The organism is Nostoc sp. DSM 114167, assembly GCF_052692655.1.
In genome coordinates this window covers 7,613,648-7,630,346 of record NZ_CP195116.1, presented here as the reverse complement: position 1 = coordinate 7,630,346, position 16,699 = coordinate 7,613,648, and the positions used below count along the sequence as shown (strand labels likewise).

Here is a 16,699-nt window from a genome sequence, read left to right as displayed (position 1 = left end):
TGTCCTCAAGATTTAATTGAGACTCGACAAAATATCTTGAACTGCTTGCACAATCTGCCCACCAGATGCGATATCTGCACTAATCCGAGCAATATGTTCGTCAAGAGGTTGTTCGTGGTCGTTCCAGATATAAGGACGGTCAGGTGAAGCTGGTTGTCCGATGACATCGCGCACTGCCATATATAAATCTCTGGTAGCGGGAGATAAACCAGCACGAGCATCATAATGGTCTGCAACTAAGTAGGTGCGTAAATCAACCGCTTGTACCCCAAATATCAAAGCGATCGCCATATACTGTTGGAAGGTATCTACTGAACGACGCGCTAAGTTTGCCGAAGCAAAACCTTGGCTGTTGATATTTTGGTTAAATTGTTCAGCATGGGTAGGAAATCTGTCTGCGATCGAGTTTCCATAGAAGGTTAACAATGGCATGATCGAGTTCCCAGATATTTGCAGACCTTTTAGCCCCATGTTGACACTGCGTTCTCGGTTCCCCACTAAAGATGCTGGCAGTCCATTGTTAAATTCTGGCGCTACCAGATAGGCTATTTGCACATCCAAATGTTTAGCCAACAACCCGATATAGTAACGCAGCCGATCCATTCCTATACCGATGTACTGCCCTAAGAAATTACCGCCATGATAGCTAACTTGGTTCTCAACATCGATCAGTGGGTTGTCGGTGACAGAATTAATTTCTACTTCAATTTGTTTTTTAATGTGCTCGATCCCATCTACAATCGGCCCCATATATTGTGGTAAACAGCGTAGTGAATAACGGTCTTGAATTGGATCTCCACCCCGATAGTTGTGAGAACCATCTAGTTCTTCGCGGACTAAGCGTGAACCTGCTAGTAAGTTCAGCATTTGGTTCGCAGCCCATTTTTGCCCTGAATGTGGTTTGAGTTGATGAATAAATGGGTGGAATGATTGATTGGTACCATTCAAACCTTGAATTGCTAGGGCATGTGCCCCCATTGAGAGAGCTAATAAAACTCTGGTGTCGTAGACACAATTGGCAGCAATACCTGTCATGACAGAGGTGCCATTCATCATTGCCAATCCTTCTTTAGGAAGTAATTGTAATGGCTCTAAACCCAGATGACTCAATGCTGTCGGCGCGTCGATTTCTTCGCCGTTAAAGTCAACAGTGTAACAACGGTCTAAACCAACCAATGCCCCAGTAATGTAGGATAAAGGCACTAAATCACCGCTTGCACCAATAGATCCAAATTCATATACATGGGGTGTGACACCAGCATTTAAGAAAGTTTCCATACGCTGGATAAGTTCTAGACGAATACCAGATGCACCATGCAAGTGAGAGTTAGCACGCAAAAGCATGGCGGCGCGGACATCAGCTAGCGGTAATTTTTGTCCAGCTCCGGTTTTGTGATACCAAATCAGGTTGTTCTGAAGCAGTGCCGCAGATTCAGGGGAAATGACAACATTGGCCATGCCACCAAAACCACTTGTCACGCCATAAATTGGTTGACCAGATTCCACAGCATTACTAATGTAATCACACGATGCTTGAACTCCTTGCACAACATCTCGATTATCGGTTAAGCGTACTTGAACACCATGACGGGACACACTAGCTACATCATCTATTGTTAGGTCTTGGTTGCCGACAACTACAGTTTTAGTGGAATTTACTAGGGAGGTTACAGAAGGTTGAAAGGTCTTGTTTTTGTTGAGTGATGTTGTATTCATTGAACTTCCAATTATTATTTAGATTGCACAAATGATGGACTGATTGGATGTCCTTGTTGGTAGGGTAATGGCACGCTTATAAAGCCCTAATGGCGGTGGTAGAAACTCGTGCAGCAAACTTGGGGATAACGCTATGTTGTTTAGACCAACGACCAAAGAACTTAGCTAAAGAAGCCATTTCTAGCATTAAGTCTTCAAATGCTTGTGGTGTTAAAGACTGAGGTCCATCTGAAAGAGCCTTAGCTGGGTTAGGGTGAACTTCAATCATCAAGGAATCTGCGCCAGCTGCCAAGGCAGCCAAAGTCATCGGTTGAACAAACTCTGATTTCCCGGTGGCGTGGCTAGGGTCAATCATAATTGGTAAGTGAGTCAAAGTCCGCAAGACAGGGATTGCAGATATATCAAGGGTATTCCGTGTATACTGTCGGTCAAAGGTGCGAATTCCCCGCTCACACAAAATTACATTGGGATTACCTGCTGCCAAAATATATTCAGCTGACATCAACCAATCTTCAATTGTGGCTGACAGTCCCCGCTTCAATAACACTGCTTTACCAGTAGCACCTACTTTCTTTAGTAGGGAGAAATTCTGCATATTGCGGGCACCAATTTGGATTACGTCTGCTACTTCAACAATCTTGTCTAAATCAGCTGCATCCATAACTTCTGTGATAATACCCAAACCAGTAGCTTCGCGAGCTTTTGCTAACAAACCTAATGCGCTTTCGCCATGTCCTTGGAATGCATAAGGTGAAGTCCGAGGTTTGTATGCTCCACCTCGTAGAAACTGTGCCCCTGCTGCTTTTACTATCTGTGCTGTTTCAACAATCATTTCCTCGTTTTCAACAGAACATGGGCCAGCAACTACAACTAAAGGATGGGTTTGTCCAAAGGTAACAGCTCCATTAGGTGTAGGTACAACCACTTCACTATGTTCTCCATAGCGGAATTCTAAAGAAGCACGTTTAAACGGTTTTTTTACTCGGATAACCTGCTCGATAAAAAGGCTAATATTTTGAATCTGCCTAGTGTCAATTTCTGCCGTTTCACCAACTAAGCCAATTACTGTTTTGTGTTGACCTTGGCATACCTCTGGGGTGATTTCATAATGGCTGATTTCTTTAACAACACGCTCGATCTCTGTTGATGGCGTACCTAATTTCATAACTATAATCATTGCTTTGAATCTCCTAATTGCAACTATTGATTGAGTTGTGATGCCTAAACTTAAGAATGTTGTTTGTTGTTTGTTTAATCCTTCAAATAACAATCAGTCTATTCTTTGAGTTTTATGCAAAATCCTAGAAAATTTCTATTTGGTTAGAATTGCTCGAAGTAATTATCCAAAGTATCTCCGATATTTATTGCTAAATTCCAAACTTTTCACTGTAAAAGCCTCTCGATTCTACGGCTAATTATTGAAATTTATCTTGTCTTAATTGTTGCAGCATCATCTATCAAACTAATTGTCAATACGTCTACATCTAAAAACACGAAGTTCTTTATTCGTGTGCTGTTTGATTTTATATTTACCATTCTTTTCAAAAAAAAAGCAAGTATTTTTATCATTTTCAAGATATTGTTTTATTTACTATCAAAAAATCTATTTTTTAAATATTTTTTACTTGGTTGAGCTAATTGTTTATGCAAATCTAAAACTGGAAATTTTATCCAGCTTAGGAATTTATCAAAAATAGATTTTTAAATAAAAGCTAGATGTACAGAGCCTTAATAAATGCTAGTAATGGAAGAGATTGTCAGATCGGGAATGGCACTGTGGAAGACGTTTTAACATCAAACAAATCAGGGGTATATAAATTATAAACTCATTACTTTCTGGCAAATGTTTATAATTGCAAGCTTCAAACGAGCATATGAAAAATATGAATATAAAAAAATGTAGAGATATAGCAATGCTACCTATATCTCTACAAGGTTTATGGATAATGCATATTTAATTTTTGAAGATATCTCTTGATTCTACTAGATGAAAGTTAGCTCAATAATTAGTACTTAGACAAGTATCAGAGATTCCTTTAAGTACTGCTAGCTTTACTAGTTTGTAATAAAGTTAGTTCTGAACGAAGTTTTGCAATATCTTGCTTAAGTTTCTGATTCTTTATTTGCAGTGCTTCTAGTTGTGCTTTATAAGTATCACGCTCCGCTACCAATTTTTGCAGTTCATTTTGTTGAAGTGGAGAAGAAAGTGGCAGATGATTAGTGGTTGTTTGTTCAATGCTATAAACCTCAGTCTTGGGTAATACTAATGCCTCTACTTGATTTGTATCCATCTGCTGACTAACTGAAGAAACTTTTTGTTGCTGTTCCTTTACTGTTTTAGAAGTTTTATATTTTTTGATGAGATTTTTAGCAACCTCTGGATCGACTACTTCGCCTGTTTTCAAAATATTTATTGCTTCATCTCTAGCCGCTTCAGACGTACTAGGAGCAGCCAGTTTATAAAGAGCAGTAGGAGTAATGCCATTAATTAAATTTCCGATAATCGGAATTTTAGACTCAAATGCTCTAGCAACGTGAATAAACTCATAGGCTGAAGTTTTTCCCATTCCGAACTCTTGTCGTAGCCAAGGTAGAAACTCGCCATGTTCGGTAATTTTTTGAGCTTCTAACAAGTTGACACCAATGCAATAAATGTCCATAGCACTTCGTTTCAGCCTCCGTCGTGTGTCTTCTGCTAGAATAGCTAGACGTTGTTGTTTTTCCTCTTTACTTTCAAAGTCTAAATTGCTCTTAGGTACTGAAGACTGATTGATAATTTTTTCTGACTGTGTAGGTGTTACTTGGATTTCTATCGGAAAAACTGTTGACTCATGCTTACTAATTTTCATACAATCTATTCCTGCTAGCATTTGTATTTTTTTCCAGAGAGATTTTTGCAAAGCAGTTTTTTCGGCTTGTGATTTTATGTTTAAGGGAACTTATATTAAGTTACTCAGGTCAAGCAAATAACTTTACGCAACTTCTTCTTATATCTTTACAAAAGTACATAATCGATTGCTACCCCAAATACTATTTTAAAAACGCTAATAGACATCTCCGGAAAAGATTTAGAAACTCCAGGCTTTTTCCCTCACTTCCATTCCTCCCCCCGTGGGGGAGAGGCTTTGAAATCCAGTTTTAGTTTTTCTCTGCTTGTATGAAACCACCCTGCTTGTAGGGAAGGGGGAATTAAAGCCTCTCTCTGCTTGCCTAACGGCAGGCTGCACTTCGACTACGCTCAGTGACCACGCCAACGGGGAGAGGTTTAGAGAGGGGTATGGATGCGGGTGATTTTCCCAATTGGCAGACGCTTTACACCGATTTCCTTCACTGGTGTCAGTGCGATCGCTTTTCATTCATAATTGAGCCATTTTGTAAAGTCGCCAAACTCCTACTTAAGTATGGCGACAGCCTGATGAACAGATCGGGTAAATTAAGATAAGTAAAGAAAACGCTTTGAACTAAATGGCAGCTCTAAGCTTACAAGAAATTTCTACTCAGCTAGAAAGCCCGAATTTACGCGATCGCATGGTAGCCCTTGCTAATCTGCGTCATGTTGCGCCTGAGGATGCAGTCCCTTTAATTAAAAAGGTACTAGACGATGAATCTTTGCAACTGCGATCGATGGCAATATTTGCTCTGGGAATCAAGCCAACACCAGAATGTTATTCAATTTTGGTAAAAATTCTCGAAAATGACCCCGATTATGGTATGCGCGCTGATGCCGCCGGTGCTTTAGGATATTTGGGTGATGCCAGAGCCTTTGAGGTGCTTTCACGGGCATTTTATGAAGATACTGATTGGCTAGTACGTTTTAGTGCAGCTGTTTCTCTAGGTAATATTAAAGACCCCCGTGCCCGTCAAGTTCTTCTTCAGGCATTGGATAGCAAAGAAGTCGTGTTGCAACAAGCTGCAATCTCTGCACTGGGAGAAATTAAAGACATCGAGTCTGTAGATAAGATCCTGCGCTTCGCCCAATCAGATGATTGGTTAGTCAGGCAGCGTTTAGCAGAAGCCTTGGGAAATCTTCCCACTCCCAAGAGTGTCTCAGCTTTAAAATACCTGGAAAAAGACAATCATTTCAACGTTGCCGAGGCAGCCAGAATTGGCCTCAAGAAGCTTGAGGAAATAGGCAATCAAGCTTAATATTAAAGCCTCCTGCTACCTTTTAATCATAATTAAGTGGGAATTTTAGCATTTTGATGCAGGGTAATTTCATTCATGAATATTGAAGAGTTTTTTCAGTTAAGTACTGGTAAATGGTTTTCTCATCGTACTAGTCAACATTTGGCTTTTAATCAATCGGAACATAGCAAGTCAGATATCATCATTGAGTCGCTAGCAGTAGATCGTCCAGAAGTAATCAAGTTGTGTCAAAATTACAACATTAATCCTAGTGCTGCTTCCTCTGCTACCAAAATTACTTGGAACGGCACAATGGACAAGGATCGAGCAAAACACAGTGGTTCAACTGTATTAGTTTCGGTACCTGATGCGGATAATCCGGCCCAAGGCAGTTTACTCAGAGAAATAGTTGATGCCAATAAAACTCCAGTTGCCGGACGCTATAAATTTGACAGTGATGGTGCTTTGATCTTAACTACAGAGGATGAAAACATCTTCTCAGAGGAACGCCTGTGGTTTGCTAGCCCCAATTTGCGAATGCGGGTAAATATCCTCAAAAGTTTTGGTGGATTTAGCATCACTTCCTTCACTTCAGAGATTCGCATGGGTGGCTTTCCCCCTGCCGAGAAGGTTTCCGAGGCGGCGAATTCAGTATCTAGTTAAGTTCGATGCAAAATATTCCCCCCAGAAAGGCTACGTTGTATACACATCTGTGTACAAACTCAAAATCGTTGGAGATCCCCCTAAATCCCCCTTAAAAAGGGGGACTTTAAGAGACTTTTGCCCCCCTTTTCAAGGGGGGTTGGGGGGATCAAAAGCCTATGAGGCAACTCTAGAAGACTTGTGTGTACACCGTAGGTTTCTGGGGGGAATTAAGTAGAGATGGATTAGCGTTAGAGAAAGTTTTGATTAAGCCTGTAATACCTTAAACCACTTATTCAAAACTGTGCTGATGGTTTTCTTAATCTGATGATTGCGGCTCCATTTTTGGAATGCCATTTCATACTCTTCGCCTTTGATTTGAAAGGTATTCCAGACATCAAGTGCTACAGGCAATCCGCAGAATAGTAAAATGTACAGCGACCAAGAAATTCCGCCACCAGTAATTAAATCAAGCAGTATAAAAAAGCCATTGAAAATTGCATATTTGCTTAAACGCTTCTGAAATCTTCTGATGCGGTAAGCGTCAAAAGCTTTTCGCTGTTGAACTTGACCCTGTTGTAATACCCAATCGCGCTCTGCTAATTTTAAAGACTCAGGTGAAATTTCTAACTCAGCAGCAATTTCTAATATGTGCTCATAAGAAAATTCTGTGTCTTTATCATCTGCCTGACGAGCGATCGCTAAGTGCAGAATTTGTTGGACATCTTCTTGGCTATACGAGCGGATGCTTTGAGGTTCAAACGCCGTCATAATTTTTTCTCTTATATTACTTTTAATAGAAATTTGCTGCCCGATAAATTTTAAGCAGCTACGCTAGTACTATTTCCATTATTCTTAGATTAACAAATCTAGATACTGTCCAGCATCGAATGTATGGGATTTTTAACTTTGGGCATAGGGTAAAGAGGCAGAGGGGCAGGGGGCAGGGGGGGAAAATTTACTGCATCTGCCCACTCCCTACCAATATAAAGACTCTCCAAACATCCAAGATATTATCAAATGCAGCAGAGCATAATTAATAACGAAATAACAAGCATTAACAAGGATGTAACTCAATGGTTGAAGAAAATGGATCGATTCGTACCTTATCAGTTGATATTGGCGGTAGTGGTGTTAAGGCTATAGTTTTGGATATTACGGGGCATCCTGTAACAGAAAGGGCGCGTTTAGATACACCTCAACCTGCGACACCAGAGGTTGTAATTAATGCAATTGTGGTGTTAGCAGCGGCTCAAGGTGAATTTCATCGCGTTTCGGTCGGTTTTCCTGGTGTGGTGCGGTCTGGAGTCACGGAAACAGCGGTAAACTTACATCCAGATTGGATCGGATTTGATTTGGAAACAGCATTATTAAAACGCTTAAACAAGCCTGTACGGGTAATTAATGATGCAGATATGCAGGGATTTGGTGCGATCGCTGGTAAAGGTGTCGAATTGGTGATTACTCTGGGTACGGGGTTTGGTTCGGCTTTATTTGTGGATGGTAAGCTGGTGCCAAATATGGAAATGGGGCATCATCCGTTTCGCAAAGGAGAGACTTTTGAGGAACAGTTGGGGCGTGCAGAGTTAGAAAAAATTGGTGAGAAAAGATGGAATAGGCGTTTAGAAAAAGCGATCGCATCCTTGCAACATCTGTTTAATTATGACCACCTTTACATTGGCGGTGGTGAAGCAGTGAGAGTCAATTTACAGCTCCCGTTAAATGTCAAACTCATCCCCAATATCACTGGTTTATTAGGCGGTATTGCTTTGTGGCGAGATGATAAAAGATGAAGAAGTACCGTGCAACAAGGTTGTGCGGTTTCATTCTTTTGAGGTGAAAGTGTGCGCTTTTCGAGAAGCGCTTGAAAGAGCGACATAAGTTGCAATACAGTTCAGAATGAGCAACAAAACTCTTATTGTAGAGACGCGATTTATCGCGTCTTCAAAGAGCAATAATCCTTAACAAAAGCGTATTTACATAAATTGTGATTGATAAAAAGTATTTGATATTAAAAGCTTTTAATCAATAGTTCAAAAACTGACTCTATGAATTGAGTAGTATTTTTACTGGCAGTATAAACATGATAAAAGCACATCAGGTATACCAAGTATGAACTAAATATAACTAGGTAAATTTATTTGATGGGATTCCCTAGCGATCGTATAGTATGTTATTGTCTAAACCATTGATTTAGATAATATGTCTAATAACTTGATGGCTTGATTAATCATATTAATCTGATTAAATGGAATCGGGGGTGAGCAAATATGAACATGAAAATATTACCTGGAAAAATTAGTACATGACTTTTTTAATCGGTCAGTATGTACTATCCCGGACAGCAAATGTTGGTTAAAAGAAATAGTGGTTGAAGTAAAATAAACGAAAATGAATGAAATTGGCCTGATGATGACGGGCGTGTTAACAATAAGACAAGCATCTGGAACCAATTTGCCACAGCAGCAATTATTACAGATGGAAAATGACGTAAACCAATCAAAACAGAGTCAGTTAGAGATAGCTGCTAAAGTTACGCCACCTGAATTTATGCAGACAGATGAGATTTCCCAGACTTCTCTCTCAACGGTAAAACTAAAAAAAGAACACATACTTCAGAAAATTAGCAAAAAGAATCTGGGACTAATTTCTTCTAACTTCGGTAAGCCTAAGAAATCTTTTCAGTCTGAAAATAAAATCCGTACAAAGGCTACAGGACGGTTTCAGAAGTTTAGTAGCCAACTACCAACTCTTTATTTTGGTAGTTCTGGTATTGCTGTCAGAGCCTTACAACAGTTATTAGTGTCTAACGGTTATGCTGTGAGAGTAGATGGGATTTTTGGCGCCCTAACAGAGACTGCTGTCAAAGCCTTTCAAAACCAGCAAAATTTAGGTGTGGATGGAGTAGTTGGTCAACGAACTTGGAGTGCGTTAACAATTTAGTCATTTGTCCTTAGTCATTTGTCCTTGGCTAATGACAAATGACGCCACGTGCTTAACTTGGGGAGACCCCAAGACCGCAGTGGCTCACAAATGACAAATGACAAACTAACGGTACTGATGCTGTTCTAATAGCTGTTGCGCTCTTGGCTTGTAAATTAAATAGAACAAAGCCTCAATATAGCGCAATAAATCTTCTCGATTTTCCTTTGAGGTAAAGTTCCAGAAGCCATAAATCCGTGCTAATGATAACAGCTTGCTAGTGTGAATTTTCCAAGTATAGGTGCTATAAACTCGGTCAATTCCTCGTTGGGAGATTTCATTCCAATAGTTAGGATTTTGTTCGCATTTGGTGATAAAGTCCACAATTTTGGTGGCTGTCTCTTCTAAATTCGTTGGGTTAATCAAAAAGCCATTCACCTTATCTTGAATAATCTCCAGTGGCCCGCCAAACTGTGTGGCAAGAGTTGGCAATCCTGAAACCATCGCCTCTAAAATTGTTAAACCAAAAGCTTCAAATAAAGCTGGTTGGACAAAAATTCCCTGACGATCGGCAATGACTCGGTAAATTTCACCAGAATCAGTTTTGGAGAGACGCACACCCAACCAACGAATTTTCCCGTGGAGATTGTACTGGTCAATTATTTGGTAGAGTTTGATAATTTCGCTGCGTTCTTCGTTGTCATCTGATTCTTCGACGCGTAATTTACCCGCTACTAAAATTAAATTGCAATGCTCTTGTAATTCTTTACTTTGACCATAACATTCAGCCAAACCTGTGAGGTTTTTGATGTGGTCAAGACGCGCCATTGAGAAGAGAGGGCGCTTGTTAGGATCGTCGAGTTTGCCAAAGATTTGCGTGGGGTCTTCCAGAGTAAAGAGCATTTCTGTAAGGCGTTGGCGATCGCTCTCCACGCGGTCTTTATTTCGGGTGTAAGGGAAGTAATTATTTTCATTTACTCCCGGTGGTACGACATTAAATTTGGGACTAAATAATTCAATGCCATTGGTAACATGATACAACTCCGGCATAGTGAAGCACTTATAAGACTCGTACTGTCCCACACTATCCGGTGTTCCGACAATTTCTTGGTAGGTGCTACTAATCACAAAATTGGCAGCATTCATGGCAATCAAGTCAGCTGTGAATTGCAAGGAAAAATGATATTTATCCTCTAATTCTTGCCAGTAAAGGTTACTGAACAAGTATTTAGATTTTTCCAAAGCATGGGCAACATTGCATTGAGTAACTTTTAGCCGTCGCGCCAACAAGAATGCTACTAAATTTCCATCAGTATAGTTTCCAACTATTAAGTCAGGTGTGCCGTGAAATTCTGCCCGTAGTTCTCTTTCGGAATCAATGGCGAAAGTTTCTAGATAAGGCCAAAACTCAAACCGAGAAATCCAGTTTTGAGTCATATTAGGATTAAATTCCCGTAAAGGCACTCGCAAAATCCAGGCATTTTCGCTACCGTGGACTTTTTCTAGCCGTTGATTACATAGAGTACCATCACTATTGGGAATCAAGCGGGTGAGAATAATTACCTTTGGCTCGACATTCAATTTCTCTAAACCCGCAAGCAGGACATCTTCTTGTAACTGCTTCTCTAGGCTCTTTGCCTGGTCAAGGACGTAAACTACTTGACCGCCGGTATCGGGACGCCCTAAAACTCCCTCTTGCCCAAACCAACCGTGAGCTGACACTAGGACGATTCTAAAAATCATCGGGACACGAGAAATGAATGCTTCTAGGGTCTGAGGATCGGCAGAATCAATCAATTCATCGAGAATACTTAAGGTTTCCCGCACTCGTGCTGCGGTGTTACCCCAACCCGGCTCAAAACCCATTGACTGCAATTGGAAGCGGAATTGTTCGTAGGGTTCATCATCGGGGCGATTATTAACAAAACCGATCGCCTTCTTAACTTGCTCGGAAAGTTGCTGCTGTGATTGAATGCGATCGTTGAGTAGCAGTTGCACACCGTTGTAGTGGTGCAGGCGCAAGAAATTCAATAAGCTGTCGAGCAATTGTTTGGAGTCTTGAAATATTTTGCTGGATAGATAGCGGTTGAGAAATTCTACCCCTTTACCAATATTTTTAGGGTCGCGGATGACTGGGGTGTAGTCATAAAACGGGCCGAAGTCCAATTCTAGCAAGCCGCCGTCGTTAGGATGAAATTTGTCCACCAAGCGATCGCGCAGATCCAACAAATCCTGCACCGTCATCGGCTCAATGCTTAAGTCTGATGTCAACCAATAAACTTCTTGGCTGGCAATCTTAGAACGGATAATGAAACAGAAGTTTGAGTCCTCTTGAATTATTTCCTGAGTATAGTAAATGAGTTTGCCTAACTCCGAGGAAGTGTAAAAAGTCTCAGGTTTCTGGGATTTGGAGCAATACTCACTATATACATTGAGTATGTCATTCCGCAGCAAGTACTTCTTTTCTTTTTGGCGTAATTCACTAATAAAAGAACGTAAATCACTTCTTTCTTCACTATCTAAGACTGCTTGAAGCAATTCAGACATAGCAACTCCACTAAATGACGATGTTTGCATTGTTAACTTTCTAGGCAAGACAAATTAGCCTCTACCTTTTGTTAGACACATATAAACACGAAACAACACAGATAAATTATATTTACCTGTGTACATACAAGTATCAACTTTTTAGCAGACACTTAAAGCGTGTTCTTCTTTACCTAAAGTATCTATGACTCAGTATTTTTGGATCTCACTAAAGGAATACAATTTTTATTTCTTTTGATAGAGGTTACTAAATAACTGCATAATAATACTTGGGGCACAAACTATCACGCCCTCAATTGCTTAATGTAATCTTTACTATATCATTTATTTGCGTATATTTTGATTATCAGCACATACAGCATAATTCATAATTCAGGAGCAAAGCCGGAGACGTTTCCATTGCTTTGGTCAGAATGGGCTGCGCTAACAGAAGTAAAATAGACTTTGAGACTTAGTTTGTGTAGTTCACTTTCCTTGAAATCTGCTGTATATAAGGTAAATATTTTCAAAAATCAAATAAGATTCCTATATTGTGTTAATTTGGGTAATAATTGATAGTATTACTATAATTATTTTTAAAATATTTGAAACAAAAGTTAATGATTTTGCTGAAATTCAACTATTTATTTAAATTTAAATGAATTAAAATCAATTTTTGTTCAAAAACAAACTAATATTTGTTCTCCATAGTTATAATTTAGACAAAAGTTGTTTAAAATTGGTCAATTTATATGGATACCAATACAGATAAAATAACAGCTTCTGACCACAGCATAGGCAACATTTTGATTATGTCTTTACTTGCCTTCTGTGGGCTGACTTTGATCGTTCTTCTAGGCATTTTTTAAAATTTAAATGTGCGTTCAAAAACTTCTAAGGCTAGATTCCCGATTTTTTATAAAATTCGGGAATTTTAATATGAAGGGGAAAGGGTTTAAATCCCTTACCATGAATTCCCTTTCCCCTTTCCCCAGCCCTCACAAGCGCATTTTTGGATTGGCAGACTACTAGAGTGGTTTGCGTCGAATGCGTTGCCCCGTCCAAAACTATTAGGTCATAACATCGGTGTGCTTTATTCTAAATAGAACAAGTCGGATTTGTTTGCACGTAACATTTTGTCATCTTTAATATGAATCAGAACTGAAGGTATTAACTTGACGAACACTAATTGTGGTTAACTCAAAAAAGAGTTCATCTGTTACAAAGTTTAGAGGTGTAATGTTTGGGATGACTACTAATTGGTGTTTGGGTATTGCGATGGGGGGTGCGATCGCTTTGGGTGCAAATTATCCTTCTGCCCAAATAATCACCGATGGCACTCTGCCTAATAATTCCATTGTTACATCAGACGGCAGCACCCTCAATATCACAGGGGGAACGCAAGCAGGTGGCAACTTGTTTCACAGCTTTAGGGAGTTCTCTGTGCCTACTAACGGCGCTGTTTTGTTCAATAATGCTGTAGATATTCAGAATATCATCAGTAGAGTAACGGGTGGGTCAGTCTCTAACATTGATGGATTAATTCGCGCTAACGGTACAGCTAACCTGTTTCTGATTAATCCGTCAGGGATTATTTTTGGTCAGAATGCGCGGTTGGATATTGGTGGTTCTTTTGTTGGGACAACAGCTAATGCACTGCAATTTGGAAATATCGGATTTTTTAGCGCTACCGATCAAAATATCCCTTCACCATTGTTGACTATTAATCCTTCAGCATTGCTGTTTAATCAAATTAATCAAAACGCAGCGATTCAAAATAACTCAATAGCACCCACCGGAACAGATCCAGCAGGCTTTGATGCATTTGGTTTACGAGTACCAGATGGTAAAAGTTTACTGCTGGTGGGTGGTAATCTCAGTATGGATGGGGGACAATTAAATGCTTATAGTGGGCGAGTTGAGTTAGGAGGATTGGCCCAAGCTGGTACTGTAGCGCTGAGTGTAGATGGCGATCATCTCAGCTTAAGATTTCCTGAGAATGTTGTACGAACCTCGGTATCCCTTAACAATCAAGCTGCAATATATGTAGAAGGGACTGGTGGCGGTGATATTGTAGTTAATGCAGAGAATCTAGAGATATTGGAAGGAAGTATTTTAAGCGGTGGTATTGGCGCAGGTTTGGGGACACCTGAAACAATTGGGGGAGATATTACGCTTAATGCTACTGGGGAAATCAAAGTTGCTGGTGAGAGCATAGTTAGTAATCTTGTGCGCTTAGGGTTACTTGGCAATGGGGGTAACATTACTATCGTTTCTCGTTCATTTTCGTTACAAGATGGCGCTCAACTTGTTGCCTCGACTTATGGACGAGGGGATGCGGGAAAGGTCAATATTAATGTTGATGGTGCTGTTGATATTGCTGGTGAAAAAAATGGTTTTCCTAGTGCGATTTACAGCAGGGTAGAAACTATGTCACTTGGCGATGGGGGTAATATTACTATCAATTCTCGTTCATTTTTGTTACAAGATGGCGCTCTACTTTTTACCTCAACTAATGGACAAGGGAATGCGGGAAATGTCAATATTAATGTTGATGGTGCTGTTGATATTGCTGGTGAAAAAAATGGTTTTCCTAGTGCGATTTACAGCACGGTGGAAACTATGTCACTTGGCAATGGGGGTAATATTACAATCGTTTCTCGTTCATTTTCGTTACAAGATGGGGCGCAAGTAGCTACTAGCGCATTAGGAGTGGGCAACGCAGGCAATATAATTTTAGATGCAAATGTAATTGCGCTTGATGGTGCCAAAAGTGGTGTATTCAACACACTAGGTTCTACAACCGCGCCAATCATTAAAGTCAATTTAGATGACTTAGGGCGTCCCAAAGTCACAATCGAGTCTGGCGAACAAACTATCAATCCAAATGCTACAGGTAATAGTGGAAACATAAATATCACATCTGGATTATTTTCTATCACTAATGGCGCTCGACTGACCGCTAGCACTTTTGGCATAGGAGACGCAGGTAGTATTAATCTTGATACCCAAAATGCAGTATTCACTGGTACTGATAATAGTGGTTTATCAAGTGGTGTCTTTAGTGCAGTAGAAGAAAAAGCCGTGGGAAATGCCGGAACCATTAGAATTACCACAAATGAACTAACACTCAAGGGTGGCGCTCAATTAGTTGCCAGCAGTTTTGGAGCAGGAAATGCAGGTACTGTAACAATTGAAGCCAGCGATAAATTTTTAGTAAATGGAGCTAATAGCAATGGCTCACCCACGGGTGTATTTGCAGAATCGAGAACAGGCAAGGGTGGAAATATTGGACTACAGATAAAAAATTTACTGATGTTACGTCATCAGGGTTTAGTCTCTGCCACTAGTGGTGTTGCTGGTAGTAATGGAGTTGACGGCAATATAAATATTGGCACTAAATTTTTAGTTGCTGTCCCTTCAGAGAATAGTGATATTGTTGCAACTGGCTTCGGACGCAGCCCCGGTAGTAATATTCAAGTCAAGGCAGAAGGAATTTTTGGCACTCAATTTCGGCAACAATTAACTTTAGAAAGTGACATTGTTGCAACTGGACAGGTCACATTAAACACGCTCGATATCGACCCTAACAGTGGCTTGCTAGAGTTGCCAACAATACCAGTTAACACTAAGTTAACACAAGGCTGCTATAGTGCAGGTTACGCCCAAAACCGATTTGTGATCGGTGGACGTGGCGGTTTACCCCGCAATCCCTATAACTTTCTTTCTCCTGATACAGTTATGGTAGATTGGGTAACGCTCAATCCCAGCACCAGAAACCGCAAGAGTCCACCTGTTACCATCAAACCTACTACTGATACGCCAAAACCGATTGTAGAAGCTACAGGGTGGGTGATAAATGCCAAAGGTGAGTTGGAACTCACAGCGAATGCACCCAGCACACCTCATGGTTTATGGCAGAATCCTGTATCTTGCCGTGTTCCTTCTTAGATGCTAATGTCCGTTTTAGAATACCCATACTATTAAGGATGAACTTGGTCATGACTTTAGGAGTGCGATCGCCAGTCTGTAAGTCTATAAAGCTACAGATCGCATATGCTTATCCTTGTTAAAGTTATGATTACGAGGATTTACACCATCTAACCCACCTTGCACAGGAGTCTAGATATTAATATTAAATTATGTAGGGCGAACGATGGGACTCGAACCCACGAATGGTGGTACCACAAACCACTGCCTTAACCACTTGGCTACGCTCGCCATTCAACAATTTGAATTATAGCAACAATTTGGCAAGCGATCAAGAGTTTTTCTTCAAGGAACGGACTTAGTTGATTTAGAGTCTCTGGAATCTAACAATTACAATGAATTTTACTTGGAAAATATGAAACCATTGACCATCATCGCGTATACTGGAGCAGCAGTAGGACTCGCCGCCTTGGGTGTGACAATGGCGAAAACCAATCCCAGTCAGGTTGAATATGAAGAATATGCAGTTCAACGGTTGACAAAATACTTAAAAACCGATGTATGTAAAAAAACTACGAATATTCTTGAAAATTTAATCCGTTTTAATTGTGATAAGTTAGTTGACTCGGCTAATCCACAAATCCAAAAAATTATTGCCAAGACCACAGAAAGGCAAGATTTCGTGATTTTTAGCATTTACCGTACAGATTTCAAAATAAACTCTTGGATACCTTCGTACAAATTTGAAACGGTAGGAGCTTTCGATCAATTTTATACTTACACTGCCGAAGAACAATAAGGTAAAGAGTACGGGGAGAATATAAAAGTGATTAAGAAT

The 16,699-nt window shown here is 40.1% G+C and carries 11 protein-coding genes and 1 tRNA gene; 6 read left to right on the top strand and 6 right to left on the bottom strand.

What is annotated here, in order from left to right; genetic code table 11:
• Positions 1-12 precede the first annotated feature (12 nt).
• The 3 genes from NSTC731_RS32075 to NSTC731_RS32065 form a co-directional block, all read right to left on the bottom strand.
• Entirely contained in the window at positions 13-1,716 is a 1,704-nt protein-coding gene (locus tag NSTC731_RS32075) for an HAL/PAL/TAL family ammonia-lyase (RefSeq protein ID WP_445628476.1), read from the bottom strand.
• A 76-nt stretch (positions 1,717-1,792) separates the two neighbouring features.
• Positions 1,793-2,893: a 3-deoxy-7-phosphoheptulonate synthase gene (gene aroF / locus NSTC731_RS32070; protein ID WP_445628475.1), complete on the bottom strand. Its 1,101-nt coding sequence runs from the start codon at positions 2,891-2,893 to the stop codon at positions 1,793-1,795.
• Positions 2,894-3,752: 859 nt separating this feature from the next.
• Positions 3,753-4,565 carry a DUF3102 domain-containing protein gene (locus tag NSTC731_RS32065; RefSeq protein ID WP_445628474.1) on the bottom strand — a complete coding sequence of 271 codons (813 nt, stop codon included), beginning with the start codon at positions 4,563-4,565 and terminating at the stop codon, positions 3,753-3,755.
• A gap of 616 nt (positions 4,566-5,181) precedes the next feature.
• Between NSTC731_RS32065 and NSTC731_RS32060 the strand changes: the two genes are divergently transcribed.
• Both NSTC731_RS32060 and NSTC731_RS32055 read left to right on the top strand, forming a co-directional pair.
• Positions 5,182-5,862: a HEAT repeat domain-containing protein gene (locus NSTC731_RS32060; protein WP_445628473.1), complete on the top strand. Its 681-nt coding sequence runs from the start codon at positions 5,182-5,184 to the stop codon at positions 5,860-5,862.
• A 75-nt stretch (positions 5,863-5,937) separates the two neighbouring features.
• Positions 5,938-6,504, top strand: a complete 567-nt coding sequence (locus tag NSTC731_RS32055) for a phycobiliprotein lyase (protein WP_445628472.1) — start codon at positions 5,938-5,940, stop codon at positions 6,502-6,504.
• A gap of 246 nt (positions 6,505-6,750) precedes the next feature.
• Here NSTC731_RS32055 and NSTC731_RS32050 read toward each other — a convergent pair whose 3' ends face one another.
• A complete protein-coding gene (locus NSTC731_RS32050) occupies positions 6,751-7,254 on the bottom strand; it encodes a 2TM domain-containing protein (protein ID WP_104905232.1) in 504 nt (167 codons plus the stop codon).
• Between the two features lie 305 nt (positions 7,255-7,559).
• Here NSTC731_RS32050 and NSTC731_RS32045 point away from each other — a divergent pair, with 305 nt between their 5' ends.
• Both NSTC731_RS32045 and NSTC731_RS32040 read left to right on the top strand, forming a co-directional pair.
• Entirely contained in the window at positions 7,560-8,276 is a 717-nt protein-coding gene (locus NSTC731_RS32045) for an ROK family protein (protein ID WP_445628471.1), read from the top strand.
• Between the two features lie 598 nt (positions 8,277-8,874).
• Positions 8,875-9,426: a peptidoglycan-binding domain-containing protein gene (locus NSTC731_RS32040; RefSeq protein WP_445628470.1), complete on the top strand. Its 552-nt coding sequence runs from the start codon at positions 8,875-8,877 to the stop codon at positions 9,424-9,426.
• Between the two features lie 105 nt (positions 9,427-9,531).
• Here NSTC731_RS32040 and NSTC731_RS32035 read toward each other — a convergent pair whose 3' ends face one another.
• On the bottom strand, positions 9,532-11,952 hold the full coding sequence (locus NSTC731_RS32035; protein WP_445632219.1) for a sucrose synthase: 2,421 nt from the start codon (positions 11,950-11,952) through the stop codon (positions 9,532-9,534).
• A gap of 1,227 nt (positions 11,953-13,179) precedes the next feature.
• Here NSTC731_RS32035 and NSTC731_RS32030 point away from each other — a divergent pair.
• Positions 13,180-15,882: a two-partner secretion domain-containing protein gene (locus tag NSTC731_RS32030; RefSeq protein ID WP_445628469.1), complete on the top strand. Its 2,703-nt coding sequence runs from the start codon at positions 13,180-13,182 to the stop codon at positions 15,880-15,882.
• A gap of 197 nt (positions 15,883-16,079) precedes the next feature.
• On the opposite strand, the gene NSTC731_RS32025 is transcribed toward NSTC731_RS32030, so the two are convergent.
• Positions 16,080-16,152, bottom strand: a tRNA-His gene (locus tag NSTC731_RS32025).
• A 124-nt stretch (positions 16,153-16,276) separates the two neighbouring features.
• Between NSTC731_RS32025 and NSTC731_RS32020 the strand changes: the two genes are divergently transcribed.
• The gene (locus NSTC731_RS32020; RefSeq protein ID WP_445628468.1) at positions 16,277-16,660 is read left to right on the top strand and encodes a DUF4359 domain-containing protein; all 384 of its coding nucleotides are present in this window, start codon (positions 16,277-16,279) and stop codon (positions 16,658-16,660) included.
• Positions 16,661-16,699: the final 39 nt, after the last annotated feature.